Origin of the sequence: Gimesia algae, from assembly GCF_007746795.1 — a bacterium.
In the GTDB taxonomy this organism is placed as follows: domain Bacteria; phylum Planctomycetota; class Planctomycetia; order Planctomycetales; family Planctomycetaceae; genus Gimesia; species Gimesia algae.
The window spans coordinates 6,684,977-6,707,361 of record NZ_CP036343.1; the positions used below are offsets into that span (position 1 = coordinate 6,684,977).

A 22,385-nucleotide genomic window follows, 5' to 3' on the forward strand; every position below is an offset into this window, starting at 1 on the left:
TTCAGGCTCCCAGGACATCTTTGCAAAATCTCTGCTCCTCATGGGACGACAATTAGTTCTTCTCGTTCTGATCTCCTTCTGTAGCAGCACACTTTTTGCCCAGGAACCCGAGACTAAAAAACCGGATTCTGAAAAGAAGGAAGAGCAACAGGAAAAAAAGGGCACTGGTCTGGAATCGATCCTTCCCAAACCAATTATCGTGATCAATGTCGCCAGCGTGGAACGGATCCTCTCGGATATCGATTTCATTTTCGAGCTGGCAGGGCGTCCGGAGATCGCTGAAATCGCCTCGGCTTCACTGGCGAATGTGAACGATCTGGAAGGCATCGATAGAAATAGAAACCTGGGTGTGGAACTCTATCTGAAAACCGGATTAATTCCCCAGCCTGTTCCGACCATGTATCTGCCGATCACGAAAGTCCGTACATTTCTTGAAACCCTGGAAAAGCTGATTCCAGGTGACGAAGAAACCATCAAAAAAGATACAGACCGGGATGACCTGTATGTAATTAATGGGCGACGCGGCGAATCCATCATTCGGCTCCAGGATGATTATGCCCATATGCTGTTTCAGGGTGTCGAGAATGAAACCAGTCTGGACATGATCAGTTCCCGCGACTTCGGTGACCCGTCTCAAAAACTGCAGAACCTGACTGCCGACTATGACCTGGCTTTTAAAATCGATCTAAATGCCATTCCCGAGTTGATGCGCACGACATTTCTGGGTTTCTTCCGTACCGCCATCGAAACACAACTGCAACAGCGGGATGGCGAATCAAAAGCCGCCTATGAATTCCGTCGCATGTCTGGCAAACAAAATCTGGAAAACATCGAATATTTTCTGAGCGAGGGTCAGGAAATGGTGTTCGGCGGTCGCATCGAAAAAGAAGCAAAACGGGGAGTTGTGGACATGCTCATCAAAGCCAGACCCAACAGTGATCTGGCCCGCGCTGTCAAAAACATTCCCGGTAAAGCCAGCTACTTCAGTGTGATTACCTCACGTGAAAATCTGCCTCTCGCTATTTCCGCTTCCATGAATCTTGCCCGCCGCGATCGAAAAATCTATCAGAAATATCTGGACTACTTTGAAAAACAGCTGAGTGAAATACTTCTGACGGAAGAAGAACGCCTGCAGAATACCAACTCGATGCAACAGTTCTTCAGCCCGGTAAAAACGATGGTCGATAAAGGGCACTTGGATGTGTTTGCCCAACTGGCCTCAACCCCGACTAAAAAATTTGCTCTGATTGGCGGAATTAAAGTCGCCCCCTCCTCGAATCTGCCGGCTGCCTTGCTGGATATCATTAATCGAATTGATCAGTTGCCTGACAACAAGACACACATCTTTACGAATGCAGAAACCGTTCAGGGAATCGCCCTGCATCAGGTGCAACCCGATATAAAAACCGCTGATGATAAACAACAACGCTTTCTCGGCGGAGTTCCTTCACTATATATCGGAGCGGACAATGAGGTGATCTGGTTCGCCATGGGTACTGAAATTGCCGTCGCCGCATTAAATGAAGCCATCGAAACAATTAACACAGCGACACCCGAAGCCAGAAAAGAACAACGGACCGCTCCCGGTCAGATAGAGTTTCATATCCGTCCCTGGCTCAACCTGTTTTCCGAAGCGGAAATTCAGGAAAGCGGCGTCATGAAAATTCTGGATGGTGCCTTCCAGAAAGAAAACGACCTGATCCTGGTGACCACTCAACCTACCGAAACGGGCGTCCGAACTCGACTGCAGTTTGACGAGGGTTATCTGAAACTATTGGGAATTTCGATCTCGAAACGCTTTGACAGAAACCAGGAACGTCGTGAAGAACAAAGGCGAACCAGAAAGAGAGCTGAACAACTCGAAAAGAACCTTGGTATCCAGGACAATTGACTCTGACAAAACGGGGTTATTTCACGGTCGACAGTTTACTTCTTCTTGATCTCCAGGTAATGTTTTACAAACTGTTCCTGAGGCATGGAAACTGTCAGATCAATATTTGCCTCTTCAAACAGCTTCCGCATGGAGCGGCTCTTTTTCCATTCTGCAGGGGAAACGGAGCCATCTTTATCCCGGTCGACCAGTTTAAAGAAATAGCCTGCCTGTGCAACCAGCGGGTCGGTACTGGGCACAGAAACCTGAGCTGACTCCGACTGGGATGTCTTCTCAGGTGTAGGTTGCTTCGAAGCATCTGCTGTTCCGGGAGTTGCAGAACTGCCGCTCGCAGCCAGGGGATTTGCAGAAGTCTGCCCGCTATTCAAAGCGAACATGAAGGAGGCTGCACTCCGCTGTGTTTTCCCCTCTTTGGCAAGCTTGATTTCTTTCGGCGTTAGAAATCCATCTCCATTCAGATCCATCGTGAAAAAATCACCAAGCTTGGTCGGAATATTTTTACGCCATTCGTAGAGGCCAATCTGACCATCCTGATCCATGTCGTGAGGCACAAAATCCTGATTCAGGTCGACTGTCGTGCGAACAGGCTTGGCCGGTTCATTTTTGGAAGCGCTGCTCGAAGGACTGCTGCCGGAACGTTTAGCTGTAGAAGAGTCTGACGCGCCTCCCCGATCTGGCTCAAACGAGCCGTAGCGGCTGCGCCTAGCATCACGGTCAAAACCACCGCTCCGATCATCATCGCCACCTCGATCATCGCCGGGCCGGGAAAAACCGCCCGGAGGGCCACCAAAACCACGGGAAGAACCAAAACGACTGCGGTCATCCCCACCACGACTGCCGCGGTCTCGTCGATCTCCACCACCAAACGAACTGCGCTGGCTGCGCATGCGCTCCATCACCTGAGGCATGATCCGTTCGAATTCCTGCTGGCTCATGTCGCGTGATGTATTTACGCCGGCCGCTTCCAGAGTTTCCTTGAAACGCCCCGGCATCTGATCAAATTCAGAGGCCTCAATCACCCCGTTTTTGTTACGATCCAGAAACGACATGAAGCCGCGTGAGCGACTATCGCCACCTGGCTGCGCATATGCCAGATCAGTGCAAAACCCTACCAGCAGTACAGAAGGAATCAGGAGAGTGGTAAAACGGAACATTTTCTTACTCCGCAACATTTAGAGCGGTCTTCGACGGGTATTACCGTGTTTAATAAACAGATACCATGATTTTGCGCATCTGTCCGTTAGAGATGCAAGTAGAATTTCAGTATCTGACATTAGAAACACCCGTCGAGGGGAAACCGGTCGATGAATTCTAAAAGAATCCCCAGATCTTTGAAACGAGCTGTAAACTGTTGAAGTATAACATGATAGTACGCTAGTCACTTAAATAACCTTGTATTTGATTATGAGGCAACTTAGCCTGTAGTCAGTAGATTCAGCGATGCAAAGACCACATTACAAAACAAAATGATGTTTTGGAAGTTCTTAAGGACTCCTGTGGCATACCCCAAATCAGTATCCATAAGTCCACATTTATTCTTGATTTTTTACGCCTGATATCAGAATCGCCATGCAAATGATGAGAAATATCAAATTCCACGTCTTTTTTATGATCGCCTTGATGGGACTGATCCCCTGCTCTGACATTCTCATGAGTTCAGTACAGGCACAGGAAACGGAAGACCGAGGCGATCGGGGTGGCAGACGTGACCGCGGGGGCTTTGGCGGCGATCGCGGAGGTTTTGGTGGAGATCGAGGCGGATTCGGAGGCCGTGGTGGATTTGGCGGAGACCGGGGCGGATTCGGCAGTCGAGGCGGATTCGGTGGCCCTCGGGGAGGCATCGGTTCCCTGATCAATCGCGAAGAAGTCCAAAAAGAGCTGCAGCTCACCCCGGACCAGATCAAGCAGCTTGAAGAAGCAGCAGTAAGCATGCGCCCCACTCGCGAAAGTATGGAACCCTTCATGACGCGGATGCGGGAAGCTCAGACGGATGAAGAACGGACCAAAGTCCGTGAAGAAATGAGCGCGTCTTTCGAAAAGCAGCGTACCGAAGGTGAAGCCAAAATGATGAGCCTGCTGAACGAAAAGCAGGCCACCCGACTCAAACAACTGCAGTTACAGGATGCCGGCTATCGCCAGTTGACCAATGACGATACCGCCAAACAACTCAAGCTGACTGAAGACCAACTGAAGCAGATTTCGGAACTGGAAGAACAGCGATCCAACGCCCGTCGTGAACTGGGTCGCCGTGCGACTTCAGAAGAACGTGACAAGGTTCAGCAGGAATTTGATCAGAAAATCGAAGCCGTACTGACCAAAGATCAGCAGACCCAATGGAAACAGATGCAGGGACCGGCTCTGGTCACAGAAGCCAAACCGGCTGAGCCCGGTGCCCCGGCTGTCAGCAGTAATGCCAGTCCGACACCACGACCACGTCCGCAAATTCCGATGGAACCGGAAGGGTTGAAACCCGAAGACCGTCGCATCTCGTTCGGTGGTGGCAATGCAGTCGCTAAGAACGACGCAACCAGCAAACCTGCCGACCCTGATCAGCCCCAGACCGCGAAGAAGCCGGGACCAGTCAACAAAATGTCCTTTAACTTCCGATTTGCCCCCTGGGGAGATGTTCTGAAGCTGTTTTCAGAATCAGCCGGTTATACACTTGATCTGAACGATGTTCCTCCGGGAACCTTTAATTACTTCGACCAGGGATCCTACACCCCCACGGAAGCACTCGACATTATCAATGGCTATCTCCTTCAGAAAGGTTATATCATTGTCCGCCGCGATCAGTTCCTGGTGGTTCTGAATATCGATAACGGAATTCCACCCAACCTCGTACCGATTGTCGATTCCGAAAAGATTACCGAACATGGTAAAAACGAACTGATGAGCGTGACCTTCCAGTTGGAAGGGGTCGACGTCAGTCAGGTCGCCAAGGAAGTGCAGTCGATTCTGGGACCACAGGGCAAATCAGTGGCTTTGAACACAGCCAACTCCATCATAGTGACTGATATCGGCAGTAATCTGTCGCGAGTGAAAAAACTTCTGGAAGGTGCCATGGCAAACGCAGGGCCTACCGACCTGGCGTTTCGCTCCTTTGAACTGAAATTTATTGACGCGACGGAAGCGGAAAAAATTGTCCGTAGCCAGTTTGGCTTGCCTGCTGCCACACAGAATGTAAGTGCCAGTGCCACCTCTTCCCGTTACTTTGACTATCGTTCCAGGGGCAGTAGTAGAGATCGAGGCGGAAGTCCTCCACAGCCACAACCCAGCAAAGAATCCAATACCCAGGTAACAGCCGATCCCCGCACGAATCGTCTGCTGGTCACTGCGACACCCGATCAGATTAAAATCGCTGATGAAATCGTCAAATCGATCGACGTTGATGAAGGCAACCCGCTGGGGCCTGGTGGCAACAAACCATTCCTGCATGTTTATAGCGTCAGCTCTGCCGACTCACGCGAAGTAACTAAAACTCTGGATGCAATGATGCCGGGTGTCGTCGTCAACGAAGACGCCCGCAATAATAAAATCCACATTCTCGCCACTCATAAAGAGCACGAAAAAATCGACGAGATGATCCGACAGCTGGATGGCGAAGGAGGCAGCCAGTCTGTTTCCGTAATCAATCTCAGCTCGATGGATCCCATTTCAGCAACCACCACACTACGGTCTCTTTTCTTACGTGACGGTGACGATGCCCCGACCATTGAAGCCGACCTGCTAGGTCGGCGACTCCTGATTCGTGGCACTCCCGATCAGGTCATTCAAGTCAAAGCGCTGCTGGCTCAACTGGGCGAAGATGGATCGGGTCGATCCAAGGACCCCCGCGATCGTGGTCCTGTCCGGACCATTCCACTGGGCGGTCGTGATTCCCGTGAAATTATGGAACTCATCAATAAACTATGGTCCGCTTCCTCAGGCGATGAAAACCCGATCCGCATTGTTGTGCCCTCGGAAAATAATCTGATCCGAGAACGCATTATCGGAGGTGAAGAAGAAGAATCCCCCAATCGTAACCGGGGTTTTCGCAATCCATCGCAAAATACCAGTACTCCCTTGAATCGCCCTATTCGGCAGCAGCAACCTGTTCGTGAGACCAATCAAAAACGGTTTTTCTTTACTGCCAGCGACGAGAGAACAGAATCCTCTCCAGAACCGAATAACGGTGCAGGTTCCAGCAGCAAACAGGAATCCCCCCAACAGCCGGAAACCGATAATAAACCAGCCAACATTCCTCCGGGAGAAAAAAAGAATCCAGTTGCTGTTTCCTCAAATGGAGATAATCTGATTATTTCATCCATGGATCTGGAAGCTCTTAATCGACTGGAAAATATGATTGAAGCGCTGACACAGGCGATTCCACCGAAAAATCAGTGGACCGTATTTTACCTGCGTTCAGCCGATGCCACCGCCACCGCCAAAATGCTGGAAAGTCTGTTTCCCAGCAGTTCTGTCTCTGACATGGATTCGGGCTCCGGGATGTTCGGTGGTATCTCCAACATTGGCGGCAGCCTGATGGATGCCACCGGACTCACTACCCTGGGCATGGGACCGCAAACATTACGTATCATTCCAGAAGTCCGCTCCAATGCACTTTATGTGACGGGGCCATCGGATAAAGTTCGTTCTGTGGAACAGATGCTGAAAGTCCTGGATACTTCTGAATTACCCGCTTCATTGCGAGATCGTTCACCGGGTATCATTCCCGTCGAGTTCGCATCAGCAACAGAAGTCGCCAACATCGTCAAAGAACTTTACAAAGATTACCTGCAGGCACCACAACAGCAGAACAACTCGCGCAGAGGCGGTAATCCTTTCGCCGCCATGATGGGGGGAGGCGCTGCAGGCGGTTCCAGTGCGCAGCCGGCAGAAGCCCGGCTTGCCGTCAGTGTGGATGAAAATGCAAATCAACTACTCGTCTCTGCCAGTGATTCCCTGTTTCAGGAAATCGAATCTCTGGTGCGTGAACTGGATTACTCTGCGAAGATGTCACGAAAATCGGTTCAGGTCGTCACTTTGAATAATGGGAACTCGGCTTTGATCCAAAACGCCCTGACTTCACTGCTACCTAATGTCACCGTGAGCACCACTGGTGATACACGCAAAAAAACAACCGACCCGACGTCTGCTTCCCCTGGCCAGTCAACATCTCCCTCAGATTCCAGTGACCGTGGCGAAGAAATCCGTAACTTCTTTGAACAGCGCATGCGCGAACGCATGGGCGCCGGTAGTGCGCCGGGAGGCGATTCCAGCCGTGGCGGTTCTCCCTTCAGCGGTCGCAGCTCACGTGGTTTTCGTTTCCCGGGCAGCGATGGTGGCAGCACACGCGGAGGCGGCAGCAGTCGCTCCAGCCGTGGTCGTGGTCGCTGATACAACATTACAACTTCCATTCCAATCTTCTGATATCAAACCATTGAGTCAACTCCATGGAAATCGGTGAAATTCTCCAAAGACGTGGCATCCTTGACGAACGCCAACTGCTCATAGCACAGCAGGCGGCGAACGGAAATCGTCTGGACCGCGTTGTCATGGAGATGGGGTTGGCTTCCGAGGAAGATCTGCTCAAAGCTTTTGCTCAAGAACTGGGTATGAAATATTTTGAGCTCAAAGACTATCAGGTTGATAAGGTACTGCTGGCCCAGTTTCCCGCGACACCCATTTTTAAAAATGCCCTGCTCCCTCTGCAGCGCAACAATGGTCGCGTCCTGGTCGCCTCTGCAGATCCATTTGATTTTGAAGCCATCGACGAACTCAGTTCGCTGAGCGGTTTGGATCTTGAGCCAGTCCTGGCATTACATGCTGATGTGATGGAACTGATCAAGGAAAACCTGGGCGTTGGCGGCGATACGATTAATGAACTCGTCTCACAACGGGCCGCAGAGGATGGCGTCGAACTTCTGGAAGAAGTCTCCGAAGAACATGGCGAACTGGCGGACATGGCGCAGACCGCTTCCGTCATTCGCCTGGTGAATGAACTGCTGATCGAAGCGCTGCAGCAGCAGGCAAGTGACGTCCACATCGAACCACACGAATCCGGGCTCGTTGTCCGTTACCGTGTCGACGGCCTGCTGCGAGTGCAATCAGTCCCTCCGGAAATCAATCATTTTTATTCGGCCATTATCACGCGTCTCAAAATCATGTCGCACCTGAATATTGCTGAAAAGCGATTGCCTCAGGATGGACGCATCAAGCTTCGCATCACCGGCCGGGAAATCGACGTCCGTGTTTCGATCATTCCTATGATCTACGGTGAGGGCATCGTGATGCGTCTGCTCGATAAAGAACGCATGGTCTTTCGCCTGGACAATGTTGGCCTGAATTCTGAGATGCTGAAATCATTTCGTGAGATGATCGAACTGCCGCATGGCATCATTCTGGTTACTGGCCCAACAGGGAGTGGTAAAACTTCGACTCTCTACAGTGCCTTAAACGAAATCAAAAACCCGGAAACCAAAATTATTACCGTGGAGGACCCTGTCGAATACCATAGTGAAGGCATCAGCCAGATTCAGGTGAATTCCAAAATCGGGCTCACGTTCGCTGCTGGTCTCCGCAGTATTTTACGTCACGACCCCGATATTGTATTGATCGGGGAAATTCGCGATGGTGAAACGGCCAACAGTGCAATCCAGGCATCTTTAACTGGCCACCTGGTATTCAGCACGCTGCATACCAACGATTCACCCGGTGCATTTACACGACTGATTGACATGGGTGTCGAATCCTACCTCGTCGCCAGCACGGTCGAAGCTGTCTTAGCACAACGCCTCGTGCGCGTGCTTTGCAAACATTGTAAACGTCCTTACGAACCGCATCCGGATAAGATCCCTCCAGATTTTCCTGTTCAAGATATCAAAGAACTCTGGGAACCGGTCGGCTGTCGCCACTGTCGTGAAATGGGATACTCCGGACGAATTGGTATCCTGGAACTTCTGATCAATGATGCAGTCATCCGAAAATTATGTACCGAGCATGCCAGTTCCGGTCAGATCCGTGACTATGCCCGCAAGAACGGCTGGCAGACACTTAGAGATGCTGGCTGGCTGAAAGTACTGGAGGGGGTGACATCCATCGATGAAATTCTCCGCGTGACCAAGGGTGATATATAATCAAAATCCAATCAAACCAGGAATGATTTTTTAGTAAACAAACACTACCAGAGTCAGAACCATGCCGGATTTTCAATACATCGCACGCGAAGCAACGGGCCGCCAGGTCACGGGGATTCTGTCGGCATCCAATCAGCAGGATGCCTTGAATTCACTGGCCGCGCGCAGCCTGTTTCCGGTAAAAGTTGATCTGGCAGATAAAGCAAAAGCCCAGCTGAAACACTCCGGACGCCGTGTTCGCGCCCGTTATCTTTCGATCTTTTATACTCAACTGGCAGATCTGCTCAAATCGGGTGTCCCCCTGCTGCGTTCTCTGGAACTGTTAAATAAACAATCCACAAATCCATCCCTCAAACAGGTACTGGAAGAAGTCCGTGCGGAAGTTGCTGACGGAACCCGGCTCGCCGTTGCCATGGGACAACATCCGAAAGTCTTTTCCGAACTCGCGGTCAGCATGGTCCGTGCGGGAGAAGAAGGCAGCTTCCTGGAAGACGTGCTCAAACGCATCGCCAGTTTCACTGATCATCAGGAAGAACTGAAAAATCGCGTTGTAGGTGCCATGATCTATCCGGCCTTTCTCACAACATTCGGAACCGTCATCGTCAGCTTTCTGCTGGTTTACTTCGTACCGAAATTTGAACCGATTTTTGCCAGGATGTCTGAGCGGGGCGAACTCCCCTGGGCCACGACCACCCTGTTGGGTTTCAGTGCGTTTATGCAATCTTACTGGTTTATCATTTTTTTCTCGATCGGAATGGCGGTTGTCGCAGTTTATAAGTATATCGAAACGAAGGAAGGTCGGTTCAAATTCGATCAGTTCCGCCTGAATGCCTATGGCCTGGGTGATGTAGTCCGCAGCCTGGCGATTGCCCGCTTCTGCCGCATTCTGGGCACACTGCTCGCCAATGGGGTCCCCATTCTACAGTCACTTCGAATCGCTAAAGATGCCGCCGGTAACAAAGTAATCAGCAAGTCGATTGGAGAAGCGGCTGAGAGTATCTCTGCTGGAAAATCAATCGCCGAGCCTTTCGCATCGAGTGGTCAGTTCCCCGAAGAAGTCGTCGAGATGATTGCCGTCGGGGAAGAAGCAAATAACCTCGAACAGGTGTTAATTGACATTGCCAACAACATGGAACGGCAAACCAACCGCAAACTGGACATGTTTGTGCGTATGCTGGAACCGTTAATGCTCCTGTTGATGGCAGCAGTTGTGGTTTTTGTGATGTTAGCGTTGCTTTTACCGGTTTTTCAAAGCTCCGGTTTACTATAATAAATGTAGAAATATCAGATCGGTTTTATCTTCACACGGGTAGAACCCAGAATCATTCCTTCTGGAAATGTATATAGCAAAAAGGATGGAGACATGTATCGAATCAAATCACAAACCAAACCACAACGTCGCGGTTTTACGCTGCTGGAAATGCTGATTGTACTGGGAATCATTCTGGTCATCGCAGCCATGGTAGTTCCCAACCTGCTGGGCAGCCAGAAAAAAGCCAATATTAAAGCCACTCGTGCCAGTATTCATAATCTGGAACAGGCCTTCAAACTGTATGCTACTGAGAACAATGGCGAATACCCGCAAGGAGGCCCCGAACAGTTGGAACTGTTGATGCAACCTGTCAGCTCTGATGGACAGGCAGCTGAACCCTTTATCGAATCCATTCCCCTGGATGCCTGGGGAGAGGTCTTTCATTATGAGTATCCCAACAACAAAGCCAAGTCGACCAAACCTGCGATCTGGTCATCCGGTCCCAATCAGCAGGATGAAAATGGTTCCGGCGATGATGTCAACAACTGGGATCTGAACGAATAGTCTGACATAGCCAAAGGCCTGCAGCAGATGAATTCAGAGGATATCGCACGTGACAAAACAGCCACACCTATTTCGAAACGCGCATCAGCACCGATCAGCCTTTACGCTGTTCGAAATGCTGCTGGTACTGGCATTGTTGCTGGTGCTCGTTTCCGTGGTCTGGCCTGCCGTCCTGCGAATCAGTTCCAGTAACCGCCTGCGTCAAAGTATGCAGGATGTGGATTCGGCTTTCGCTGCCGCCCGCATTCGCGCCATTGAACATGGCGTGAATTTTCACGTCTACCTGGAACTGGGAGGAAATCAGTACCTGGTGGTTCCGGTTGACCAGGGGCTGCTGGGAATCAATACCGAAGAAAACGGCGCTGCAACAACAGGTACCAGCGATGCTGTCCTCGTCCGCGAATTGCCTGAAGAATTTCAGTTCAACAAAACAGTATCCGCTACAGTCACCGAACCGATCATCCCGTTTGAGTGGCTGTCCGGCCTCCCCAACGCAAAAGATTTACGCTGGGTTGAAAGCTCGTTCCCCATCACCTTCTATCCCGATGGAACCGCGGCCCTCGACCTGCAGCATGACATCCTGAAAAAAGAGCAAAAAGTAGCGCGTATCGAAGTTCGCGGACTGACGGGAAACACGACGATTTCTTACAAACAGGAGAAATCGCCATGAAGGTTCGTCATCGGACTTCAGCAAATCACAGTTCATACCGCGCGGGTTTGACGCTACTGGAAGTGTTGATCTCTCTCTCAATCTTTCTAGGCGCCTTAACGGCTCTCAGCCAGTTAATTGGTATTGGCTCCCGGGCCGCTGTACAGACTCAGTTAAGAACCCAGGCGATCTTCAGATGCCAGTCGATCCTCGCAGAGGTACTGGCAGGCGCTCAGCCTATGCAATCGGTGTCGATGTCCGCGTTCGATGATGACAGCGAAAACTGGAAATGGAGTCTCAATGTCGAACCGGGCGACTATGAAAATATGCTGAAACTGACGGTGCTCGTACAATACGCCGGCGACTCGGAAACCGTCACGTCCAGTTATCAATTAATTCGCCAGGTGCGCGATCCCGCCATGCTGCTCGATGCCGCCAATACTGTGGAAACAACGACCGACACAACACTGGAGGAACAGTTATGAGAATCCATACTGCCCGCCAGAACAGAAACCCCGTTCGGTCTTCCGGTTTTACGATGCTGGAAGTCATTTTGGCGATTGGGCTGACAAGTCTGCTACTGGCCGCAATCTATTCTGCTCTCGACCTGTATTGGAAATATACCACCATCGGCCAGCAACAGGTCGAACGCGCGCAGATCGCACGAGCAGTCTTCCAGAAGATCTCGCATGATTTACATTCTGTCACATACATGCAGAAAACAGAGGTCGAAGAGGAAACCTCTTCAGGCTCCTCCGAAACAGAGACCGATGAAGTAGTAATCGAAGTGACTAATCCAGATGACGCCTACACTTCAGGTAATATCGGCGTGTTTGGTGATGCCCAGTCACTGGTCCTGCACACCAGTCGTCCCGGCAGACAGCCACTGTTCGTCGCGAGTGAGGGCAATTCTTCCACGATGCAGAGCGACCTGCTCTCGGTCTCTTATTTTCTGGCGATCGCTGGCGCGGATGGTCTACAGGGGGCCGTCGGAGATCGATATCGCAATACGGCAACTACCAGCCAGAGTACACAGGGACTCGCTCGGCTTGAAGGTGATCGGCTGGCAATGAGCATGGCTGATAATTCAGCTGACATCGAAGTACTGGCTCAGCAGTCACAGTTGCTGGCAGCGGAAATCAGCAGCCTGCAGTTTCAGTATTTTGATGGTACGGACTGGCTGGAAATCTGGGATAGCATCGAATACGGAACCGTCCCTCAGGCAATCAAAGTGACCATCGGCTTTCAAAACGAAAAGATCGAAGGTCTTGAAATAATCACGAATGATAAAATCAATGGTTATGAGAACAAGTTCAGTATGGTGATTGCCCTCCCGCTGGCGTTGCCATCGACGTTGCAGACCACGACTCAGGATACCACCACGTTTTAATATTTAATTGCAGATTACCGTATGAAATCATACACATTACAACAGGTTCAGCCCGATAGTTTTTCTCAACAGAAACACGCGCTGAAGCTACGTGCCGGCAGCACGCTGCTTGTGGTGCTTGTGGTGGTGGTCATGCTCACTCTGGGCGCTTACACATTCTCAGAATTAATGATTGTCGAAGTGGAAGCGACAAATATTTACGGGCGTTCAATCCAGTCACGAGAGCTGGCTCTGTCCGGAATCGAACTCGCCGCCGCCTATATAGGTGATCGCTCAGACATCGATGGCTGGAACTCCTATCATAATCCGGATCAGTTTCAGAACATCAATTTACTACCCGCTGATGTTCCGCGTGCCAGCGGTTATTTCAGTGTTGTAGCACCAGTGACAAAAGATACCGCTTCGAAAACAATCCGCTTTGGCTTAATCAATGAATCGGGTAAGTTGAATCTGAACATTCTAGCCAGTGAAGAAGAGAATGAAGAAGGCGCTGCCGTCGATCGTCTGATGTATATTCCTAATATGACCGAAGACATTGCCGCTGCGATTCTCGACTGGATCGACGATGACGACGAAACCCGGTCTTATGGAGCAGAAAGCGATTACTACGAAACATTAGAGACACCCTATTTCACAAAAAATGGTCCTCTGGAATCACTGGATGAGTTATTACTGGTTCGTGACATTACACCGGAACTGCTCTACGGCGAAGATACCAACCGCAACGGGATCCTGGATTTTAATGAGAATGACGGCGATGCCACGCTACCCAATGACAATGCGGATGGCGTTCTCAATGCTGGCTGGTGTGAATACTTTACTGTTCACAGCCGCGAAATGAATATCCGCCCTGATGGTTCCGAAAAGATTAACGTGAACCAGACCATGCTCACAGAACTCTACGATGCGCTCGAAACTGAACTTGGTCCCGATGAAGCCCGGTTCATCGTTGCCTATCGTTTAAACGGCCCCGTTGTCATGGAGAGTGATCTGTCATCAGGTTCTACGGGCACTACTGTGGGGGGCAGCATGAGTGAGAAACAGGCACTCAATGAACTCGCCAACGGAATTGCCAAAGCGATGTTTTCTGAAGAAGGAGTAACTGTGACCCGGGGGGGCATGGACCTCACTCCGGGTGGCGCATTTACCATCAATTCACTCTTCGACCTGATTGGTTCCGAAGTCGAAACAGAAATCGATGGAACAAAAACGACACTCTCCAGTCCCTGGCTGGCTGATCCGGGGGCAATGACTGCCGAACTTCCCCTACTTCATGATCTGCTGACCACATCCAAAAATCAATACATTGAAGGCCGAATCCAGATCGATGAGGCACGTCTGGAAACATTGCTGGGCATTCCCGGGATGGAAGCAGATCTGGCTAACGCGATCGTTAATTCCCAGATAACTGCTACAAATGGAGCCCCTTCTACTGAAATCAGTCAGGCACGCCAGACAACAGGATGGCTTGTGATTGAAGGGCTTACGACAATTGAACAAATGAGATTACTGGCCCCCTACATCTGTAGTGGCGGAGATGTCTTTCGTGTGCAGGCTCTGGGATATTACGGCCAGGGAGGACCGCTCACACGCATGGAAGCCGTGATTGATGGCACATTTATTCCGCCACGCATCACAGCGGTTCGTGACCTCAGTAATCTGGGAAGCGGTTACCCCGTTTCTACCTTACAGGGATTGACGCAGGAAGAATAACTTCTACATCAATCCGAATCAGAAATTATAATTGAGATATCAATCACTGACGTTTTTTGAGAATCAGACCATGGCAGACTATCTGGCAATCAATTGGGAAAAAACAAAACTCACCGGTTTGGAAGGGCACATCGGTGTTGGCGGAGTCTCCGTAAAACGCGTATTTCAAATTACCTGGCCCGAACACTTGCATCCGGAAAAAGACCCTGTCTCTGCCGGCAGTTGGTTGAAAAATGAGTTCAGCCGCCTGAAACTGTCAACAAAACAGATTCTGATTTCGTTTCCCCGTCACGAGACAACGGTCCGACTACTGGAAATCCCCGAAGTTCCACTCGAAGAAGTTCCGGAAATTGTCCACCTGCAGACCGCAACTCGATCTTCAGTTCCCCTGAATCAACTAATGCTGGATTATCTGCTGCTGCCCGCCCGCGGAGGAAAAGCAACCCGTGAAGTCCTGGTAGCCAGTATTGCAAAACAGACCCACGATCATGTTATTAAAACTTTTCAATCAATGGGCCTGGAGATCACAGCAACGGGAATCAGCTCGATCAACGCAGCCGTCTGGATCAACCACATCATACCTGCTGGTATGGAAGCACCAGCGCTCATCGTCAATCTGGTCGAAACAAACCTGGAGATGACTCTCGTCCACCAGCAACAAATTTCATTCACCAGTTCCACAGCAATGGGTTCTTCAGACCCCACAGTCGTGGATCAGACGATTCAGACAGAAATCAACCGGTTTCTACTCTCGCGGAGTTCACAGCTCGGCAGTGAAAAAATAAACCAGATATTATTGATTGGCGGTCGTCCGGATTGCGCCACTCTATTACAGGAACGACTGCAGTGCACCGTCGAAGTCATCGATCCGTTACAGCAGGAACAGTTTTCACAGGAGCCTCCAGAAGAACTGACTTCTCCTGGTGTTCTGGCAGGCCCATTAGGTATCCTGTATTCTCTACACCAGAAGCACCTCGAGATCGTCGATTTTCTGCATCCCCATAAAGCGGATCAAAAACCGGATCGTCGCAAACTGCAAATGGGACTGGGACTGGTCGGAACAGGACTGATTCTGCTGACGGCTCTCTATTTGACCCACCAGAGTGTTTCTGATCTTGATGAGCAAATTGCCGATCGACAAAAGATCCAGCGCGATCTGGATGAATTGCTAAAACGGGGACAGCCTACTTTAGAATCAGTGGCTCTCATTCAGAAATGGGAAAACTCCAATTCCGAAACACTGAAAGTCCTGCAGGAACTGGACACTGTTCTGCCAGGAACTGATCGCATTTATCTGAGCGAACTCGATGTAAACCGTTCATCCAGTCAGTCACTCAGTCGCCTGAGAGCGATTGGTAATGCGAAAGAAGATCTGGATGCCCGCGATCTCAATCAGCAGCTGTCCAAAAATAACTTTCGAGTGCACCCCAAACGCAGCACAAACAAAACTTATGATCCCGAGTATCCGGTTCCGTTTGAAATAGATGCAGAAAAACTTCCTCCGCGGGCTGAAATACCGCAGCCCGCTGTACAGGCAAAACAGAATGGGAATTGATCAGGTCAATAGTAAACCTGTTTAATCCACTTTTTGAGTTGAATGCTAAGACAATGCAAAAACGTGAAAAAATATTGGCTGCAGCTTTTGGAGCCGTCATTTTGATCTGGCTGGGAATGCCTTTGATCAACAGTACGTTTATTGAGCCTGTGGAATCGCGGCAGAATCAATTAAAGGCTTTGAATCAACAGATCGATCTGCGGGAACAGAAAGAACTGGAACTCTTACGCTCTGCCAAACAACTGGGCGCCTGGGTGGAGAACAGCCTCCCCCCGGACGAACACGATGCTCAGCGACTCTACCTGGAATGGTTGAATGATCTGGCGGAACTTTCCGGCTTCTCCAATCTCAAAATTTCTCCCGGTCGACGGATAAGGGAAGGCAAGACCTATATCGCCATTCAGGCTTCTCTGGAAGGATCTGCAACTTACGCTCAGTTATGTCAGTTTCTGCTCCACTTCTACCAGACCGATCTGCAACAGAATATTATCGGCCTGGAACTGGACAGTACCGGCACCCGTCAGTCTGACCGGCTTGATGTTAAACTGACCGCGGAAGGGCTCGCTTTAGCCAAAGCCCGGCCACGCGAAATTCTGTTCCCGCGGGGGAAACTGACATCAACATTGAATTTTGATGCGACAAAAATGAAGGTTCAGGACGTACTCGAATTCCCCAGTCAGCCTCCCTTTCGAATACGACTGGATCAGGAATTTCTCACCGTGGAAAAAATCGAAGGTGATACCTGGACCATCGCCCGTGGTGCGAACCTGACAGTACCCGCACGCTATGAATCGGGCACACCGCTGGAACTGGCACCGTTAAATCAATTCACTGAAGGCAGCACACGCCTGCAGCAACCAATGACACAGGATGCTGAAGTTCTCAAAGTACTCAGCACGACTCATTTCCCCGTTGATCAGACTTTTCTGATTCAAATTGATAACGAACTGCTGAATGTCATTAAAAGCAGCCCCAGTGAATGGAGGGTCCAGCGGGGTATGCTGGATACGAAACCCTCAGTGCACACTAAAGGTGCTGCTGTCACCCAGGCACCTCCGTATCTGCAGGCATTGTTCGATTATCGTTTAATCGCCCAGGCCAACCCGTTTGCAAAACCAGTTCCCGATAAGGTCTACAAACTGGAGTTAAAAGAAATTGGAAAACAAACAGTCGTCCGCGGAAATACACTGAACCTGACGATACCTCTGGAAGGGGTCAATCCAGCTCTGGCGAATCCTCAGATCACCGTCAAATCAGATCTTCCGGGTCTCACCACAGAAGCAGACAAATTAATGTGGTCACCTGATAAAGAGCAGAAAGCAGGAGTTTACCCGGTGACCGTCATTGTCGCTCAGGACGGGCAAAAAGTTGAACGCACATTCCAGCTCGACTTTCTGGAACAGAATACGGCTCCCCGAATTGAAGCTGCTACTTCGGCCATTGCCTATCAGACTCAGCCATTTTCTCTGTTTGTCAAAGCGGCTGATGCAGATCTTCCGGCACAGAAACTCCGATTTGGTTTAGCTGCCGGCGCTCCCGAGGGAGCACGGATTAATCCCGATTCCGGAGAATTAACCTGGATTCCCGCTACAACAACAGAATTAAAAGAGTACCCGATTACGGTGACGGTGTCCGACTCAGGAACACCCCCTGTCACCTCTTCTCACCTGATCAATGTGAAGGTCTCTCTGGATGATGCATTTTTTACATTTTTAACGGGCAGCATCGAAATCGACGGTAAAAAGATTGCCTGGATCCGAAACCGGGCGACTAACCAGAAACGGGAGATTCAAGTGGGAGACACACTCGATGTCGCCGACATTCATGGTGTCGTGAAATCCATTACAGATCAACAGTTGATTCTGGAAATCGATGGTAAACCCTGGATGCTCTCATTGGGGGAAAATTTCAGATCCATGCGAAACCTGACCTCGCTTCCCGTGTTAAATTAGTCTCTCTCAATCCGTTTACAAGCAGGTAAATGGGCAACATCCTCATCTACCTGCTTCCCATACTTTTTTCTCAACCAATTCCCCTCTGACATCCCACTTCCACATTCAAATCAACTCGTATCTCTACGCGAGCTGCCCCGATTACGCGCATCTCTTTTTATTACTGATACTTATATCATTTTCAATTCATAGAAAAACCGCGTTTTTCTTTGGTTTTCTGCAACCTTTGTTCAACAATAATGTCAAACTTTACCGATATTAACGATTGTAGGGATTCTGTCGGAGTCGATCTCACTTGAGATGCGTCCACACTTCTTGGCTCTAGTTCCTGAAATCAAATCCTGATAATCACGGGGTGAAACGGTGTTGTCTTACAAACGATTAACCAGAAATTTCTCCAGATATCTACGATGTCTGCTGGCGGCGCTCGTACTGAGTGGTCCGTCAATTTCTGCACACGCCGAAGGCAAAGTTGGTTTCTGGAACCGTCTGCGAAAACCAGCGGAAACGCAAAGCAACGAAGCCGGCTCGGCAGTTGTTGGTTCAAAGCAGCAGATCGAGGCAAATCAAAAACAGGCTCGCAAAACAAGTGATGTCGCTGATATTTCTTTGAACCACGTCCAGGCAACCTGGGCACAAGTATTAAAACAGGTGGCTGAACAGAGTGAACTGACCCTGGTCATGGATGTTGTTCCCAAAGGATTCTTTTCAAGAATCGATAGACGGCCTCATACTCTCAGTGAAACATTTCAGATTTTAAATCGGGAGCTCGAACCAAAGGGTTTTCGACTGCTGCAAAAAGACAGTTTCCTGATTGCGCTTGATCTGCGGGAAGCGAAAGCCAAATATATTCGTCCCACCGTTCAGTCGGCTGAGCGGACTGCGGAGGGCAAACAATCACGAAAGAATAACATTCGTCAGATCGATCATCTGGAGCAGGCAGAAATAACGCAGGCGCCTGTCACACAGGCAGATGCGCCAGCTCGATTCGAAAAGAGTGCTCGCAAACTTCAGCAGAAAGAAGTGGCGACTCAAAAATCAACTTTTAAAGTTCAGCCTCGCACACTGAACAGCACGGAAATCCTCCGGCAATTCTATCATGCCTTTGAATCGCGAGCGGAACTCCAGGGTGAAGGTCCCAATGGATTTCCAGGACTGATCGTCTTCAAAAATCAGGAAGCCAGCCCGATCGATGATCGTACTCAGGAACCACAGAAAAATATTGAAGTACAAATCGATTTTCGCGTCGGCATTGATAAACAAAATAACGAACTGATTTTTGAAGCGGCTCCTTCCACAGCACAGGCGTTGAAAGCGACTGCCTTCAAGCTGGATGAGGCTGCAAAAGGATTTTCACAATCCATTCAACTGGTAATCGGATCACCACAAATTGGTCATGTGGCTCAGGCATTACATAAACAGACCAATGCCACAACCGCTGCCTCAACGGCACCACAACGATTGCCAGTCAAATCGTATTCAGACAATTTTGTCTCTCCTCGCGATCAGCAGATTAATCAGCTCAGACAACGAGTGGATCAGCTTGCGTTTCAGGAACAGCAACCCGGGGCTGCACAAAACCCACAGCAGCCTCAACCGGCTGACAAACCAGCCGAAGTCGAAAAACAGCGTTCCCTGCCTGAACTGCTGCAGGACCTGAGTGGCAACGTCAATATCGAATCGGTCCCGGATCTGGGAGTCCTGATCCTGCGGGGTAAAGATGAAGATGTCAATGCGTTGATGAAAATCATTAAAGAACTGGAAAAGCTCAGTGAAGGCACCCGTCCTGATATACATTTATTAAACTTGCGACATGTGAACTCGACCGCGCTTGCCGAGTTATTGAACGGCGTTTATGAAGATCTGGTCAAGTTGCGTGCCATTCAGGGACAGATCCAGAAAATCAAAATCATTCCACTGGTCAAACCGAATGCGTTACTGATTCTGGCACCGGATACAGACATGCCATCGATTCTCAAGCTGGCAGAGGAACTGGATCAACCCGTTAATCCCCTGACCGAGTTTGGCGTCTTCCAACTCAAGAGTGCCAGTGCCAGTCAGGTCGCTACAACCATTCGCGAATTCTATGATGAACGAGGCGGTCTGGGAACACGTATCCTCGTTTCTCCCAATATTCGTACCAATTCAATTATCGTACAGGCACAGCCCCGTGATATGCAGGAAGTCGCTGCCCTGATTCAGAAAATCGATCTGGACCAGTCACAGGCTGTCAGCCGCGTCAAAATTTTCCCTTTAAAAAATGCCATCGCTGCAGATCTGGCGGAAACTCTGAATGCCACATTGCAAAGTGTGCTCAACCCCGCTGCTGCCCAGTCTGCAGGACTCGGAACCAACATTGGCGGTGCCGGCGGCGAAGCCGCACAACAGTTACAGGAAGCCCGCTCTGTCGTATTGGAGTTTCTCTCACAGGAAGGGACTCAAAGTCGAATCTTACGATCCGGCTTATTGGCAGACATTCGCGTTATCGCCGACCCTCGTGCGAACACACTGGTGGTCACTGCCCCTAAAGACAGTCTGGAACTGATTGGCGCGTTGATCAATCAGTTTGACGCACGCGTTTCCTCCGTCGCGGAATTGAAAGTATTCACGCTGAAGAATTCGGATGCCGAATCGATGGTCACCTTACTGCAGTCGACCTTTTCAGCAGATAATCAGCAGACCGATCTGGGGATTCAGATTGCCGGCGTCAATGATGCTAACAGTAATCTGATCCCGTTGAAGTTTTCGGTCGATCGCCGCACGAACTCTGTTGTTGCACAAGGTGGTGCCGATGCGCTGCAGATCGTTGAAGCGATTCTGTTGAAACTGGATGGTGCCGACAGCCGCAAACGCGAAACGACCGTAATTCAACTCAAAAATACTCCGGTCGCCGATGTATCGATTGCCATCAATGAATTTCTGGACACACAGCGTGCACTCATCGCCCAGGATCCGGACCTGATCAGTAGTTTTGAACTGTTGGAACGTGAAGTCATCGTGGTTCCAGAAGCGATCAACAATAACCTGATCATCAGCGCCACCCCTCGATATTTTGAACAGATTTCCAACCTTGTGAAACAACTGGATAAGGAAGCACCGCAGGTGATTATCCAGGCTTTGATTGTGGAAGTTGAACTGGATAACGACGATGAATTCGGAGTCGAACTCGGCCTCCAGGATTCCCTGCTCTTCAACCGCAGTATCATCGATAATGTCTTGACCGTGTCACAGACGGTCACCGGGGCGAGCAATGTGACTCAGACCAACCAGACCATCGTTTCACAGGAAGCGACACCAGGCTTCCTGTTTAACAGCATCAACCCGCTGGGAACCAACAACACACAAAATACGGGTAATGCAGCCGGACAGGCTCTCAGTAACTTCTCGTTGCAACGAGGGAACAGCGATCTGGGATTCGGCGGACTGGTTCTGTCCGCCAGTTCGGAATCAGTCAGTATTCTGATCCGTGCTCTGGCTGCCAAGCGAAATGTGCATGTCTTGAGCCGCCCGCAGATACGGACTGTAGACAATGTCACCGCCCAGATCCAGGTCGGTCAGATCGTTCCTGTGGTCAACGGTGTTTCAGTGACAGCCGTCGGTTCTGCCAACCCGGTGATTGAACAGTCGGAAGCCGGGATTATCCTGACCGTGACTCCTCGCATCAGCCCTGATGGAAACATCGTGATGGAAACCCAGGCTGAGAAGAGTGACTTCAATGGTTCGAGTGTCCCCATCTTTACGGACGCTACGACCGGAAATGTCGTGGAATCTCCTATCAAAAATATTACCCAGGTCCAAACAACGGTCAGTGTTCCTAACGGACAGACGGTTGTATTGGGTGGTATGATTACCGAATCAGACACAACGATCGAACGTAAGGTCCCCTGGCTGGGAGATATTCCACTGGTGGGAATCCCCTTCCGCTATGACTACACTTCGACGCGCCGCAAGGAACTGCTGGTCTTCCTGACACCACGCATCATTCGTAATGATGCTGACTCCGAGTTTATCAAACAGGTAGAGTCAGAACGCATTCATCTGCAAGTCGAAAAAGCAGAACAGATGCATGGACCGATCTTCGCTGTGCCTCCGGGAGAACCTGAATTCCTCCCCGATGGTGAAGGTCTGCTGGAGCCCATCCCCACGACTGTCATGCCCCAGGAAAACCTGAATCCGGAAGTCATCAACAACCAGCAGCAGGGTGGCGTAATTCAGCAGATGAGCCATCAGTCAGAGCCGCTGAAAAAACAAAAGAAGAAACCATTGATACAAAAGAAATTTCCCTATTGGGGGCGAGATTAAGT

General features: G+C 50.1%; 13 protein-coding genes. 12 read left to right on the forward strand and 1 reads right to left on the reverse strand.

The annotated features are described in order from the left end of the window. Positions 1–40 precede the first annotated feature (40 nt). Positions 41–1,891, forward strand: a complete 1,851-nt coding sequence (locus tag Pan161_RS25105; RefSeq protein ID WP_145231472.1) for a hypothetical protein — start codon at positions 41–43, stop codon at positions 1,889–1,891. A gap of 35 nt (positions 1,892–1,926) precedes the next feature. On the opposite strand, the gene Pan161_RS25110 is transcribed toward Pan161_RS25105, so the two are convergent. Further along, entirely contained in the window at positions 1,927–3,045 is a 1,119-nt protein-coding gene (locus tag Pan161_RS25110) for a hypothetical protein (protein ID WP_145231473.1), read from the reverse strand. A 421-nt stretch (positions 3,046–3,466) separates the two neighbouring features. On the opposite strand from Pan161_RS25110, the gene Pan161_RS25115 reads away from it, so the two are divergent. The 11 genes from Pan161_RS25115 (at position 3,467) to Pan161_RS25165 (ending at position 22,383) form a co-directional block, all read left to right on the forward strand. Then, complete coding sequence (locus tag Pan161_RS25115) at positions 3,467–7,267, forward strand: secretin N-terminal domain-containing protein (RefSeq protein ID WP_145231474.1); 3,801 nt, start codon at positions 3,467–3,469, stop codon at positions 7,265–7,267. A 56-nt stretch (positions 7,268–7,323) separates the two neighbouring features. Beyond that, a complete protein-coding gene (locus Pan161_RS25120; RefSeq protein ID WP_145231475.1) occupies positions 7,324–9,006 on the forward strand; it encodes a GspE/PulE family protein in 1,683 nt (560 codons plus the stop codon). 61 nt (positions 9,007–9,067) lie between these two features. Next, positions 9,068–10,276, forward strand: a complete 1,209-nt coding sequence (locus Pan161_RS25125) for a type II secretion system F family protein (RefSeq protein ID WP_145231476.1) — start codon at positions 9,068–9,070, stop codon at positions 10,274–10,276. A 93-nt stretch (positions 10,277–10,369) separates the two neighbouring features. Beyond that, a complete protein-coding gene (locus Pan161_RS25130) occupies positions 10,370–10,822 on the forward strand; it encodes a type II secretion system protein GspG (RefSeq protein WP_145231477.1) in 453 nt (150 codons plus the stop codon). Positions 10,823–10,871: 49 nt separating this feature from the next. Next, entirely contained in the window at positions 10,872–11,492 is a 621-nt protein-coding gene (locus Pan161_RS25135; RefSeq protein WP_197995510.1) for a prepilin-type N-terminal cleavage/methylation domain-containing protein, read from the forward strand. Further along, the gene (locus Pan161_RS25140; RefSeq protein ID WP_145231479.1) at positions 11,489–11,956 is read left to right on the forward strand and encodes a type IV pilus modification PilV family protein; all 468 of its coding nucleotides are present in this window, start codon (positions 11,489–11,491) and stop codon (positions 11,954–11,956) included. Before Pan161_RS25135 ends, Pan161_RS25140 begins: the two co-directional genes overlap by 4 nt. Beyond that, positions 11,953–12,861: a prepilin-type N-terminal cleavage/methylation domain-containing protein gene (locus Pan161_RS25145; protein ID WP_145231480.1), complete on the forward strand. Its 909-nt coding sequence runs from the start codon at positions 11,953–11,955 to the stop codon at positions 12,859–12,861. Before Pan161_RS25140 ends, Pan161_RS25145 begins: the two co-directional genes overlap by 4 nt. A gap of 21 nt (positions 12,862–12,882) precedes the next feature. Further along, entirely contained in the window at positions 12,883–14,574 is a 1,692-nt protein-coding gene (locus Pan161_RS25150) for a type II secretion system minor pseudopilin (protein ID WP_145231481.1), read from the forward strand. 31 nt (positions 14,575–14,605) lie between these two features. Then, positions 14,606–16,129, forward strand: a complete 1,524-nt coding sequence (locus tag Pan161_RS25155) for a type IV pilus biogenesis protein PilM (protein WP_145231483.1) — start codon at positions 14,606–14,608, stop codon at positions 16,127–16,129. A 53-nt stretch (positions 16,130–16,182) separates the two neighbouring features. Next, a complete protein-coding gene (locus tag Pan161_RS25160) occupies positions 16,183–18,081 on the forward strand; it encodes a cadherin repeat domain-containing protein (RefSeq protein WP_145231485.1) in 1,899 nt (632 codons plus the stop codon). 363 nt (positions 18,082–18,444) lie between these two features. Then, positions 18,445–22,383 (forward strand): secretin N-terminal domain-containing protein, encoded by a 3,939-nt coding sequence (locus Pan161_RS25165; protein ID WP_145231486.1) that lies wholly within the window; start codon positions 18,445–18,447, stop codon positions 22,381–22,383. Positions 22,384–22,385: the final 2 nt, after the last annotated feature.

What these genes read in the sequence shown, in the direction of transcription:
- Pan161_RS25120 (WP_145231475.1), top strand. Translation starts at nt 7,324, where the DNA reads ATGGAAATCGGTGAAATTCTCCAAAGACGTGGCATCCTTGACGAACGC.
- Pan161_RS25115 (WP_145231474.1), top strand. Translation starts at nt 3,467, where the DNA reads ATGATGAGAAATATCAAATTCCACGTCTTTTTTATGATCGCCTTGATG.
- Pan161_RS25105 (WP_145231472.1), top strand. Translation starts at nt 41, where the DNA reads ATGGGACGACAATTAGTTCTTCTCGTTCTGATCTCCTTCTGTAGCAGC.
- Pan161_RS25150 (WP_145231481.1), top strand. Translation starts at nt 12,883, where the DNA reads ATGAAATCATACACATTACAACAGGTTCAGCCCGATAGTTTTTCTCAA.
- Pan161_RS25125 (WP_145231476.1), top strand. Translation starts at nt 9,068, where the DNA reads ATGCCGGATTTTCAATACATCGCACGCGAAGCAACGGGCCGCCAGGTC.
- Pan161_RS25110 (WP_145231473.1), bottom strand. Translation starts at nt 3,045, where the DNA reads ATGTTCCGTTTTACCACTCTCCTGATTCCTTCTGTACTGCTGGTAGGG.
- Pan161_RS25130 (WP_145231477.1), top strand. Translation starts at nt 10,370, where the DNA reads ATGTATCGAATCAAATCACAAACCAAACCACAACGTCGCGGTTTTACG.
- Pan161_RS25140 (WP_145231479.1), top strand. Translation starts at nt 11,489, where the DNA reads ATGAAGGTTCGTCATCGGACTTCAGCAAATCACAGTTCATACCGCGCG.
- Pan161_RS25160 (WP_145231485.1), top strand. Translation starts at nt 16,183, where the DNA reads ATGCAAAAACGTGAAAAAATATTGGCTGCAGCTTTTGGAGCCGTCATT.
- Pan161_RS25145 (WP_145231480.1), top strand. Translation starts at nt 11,953, where the DNA reads ATGAGAATCCATACTGCCCGCCAGAACAGAAACCCCGTTCGGTCTTCC.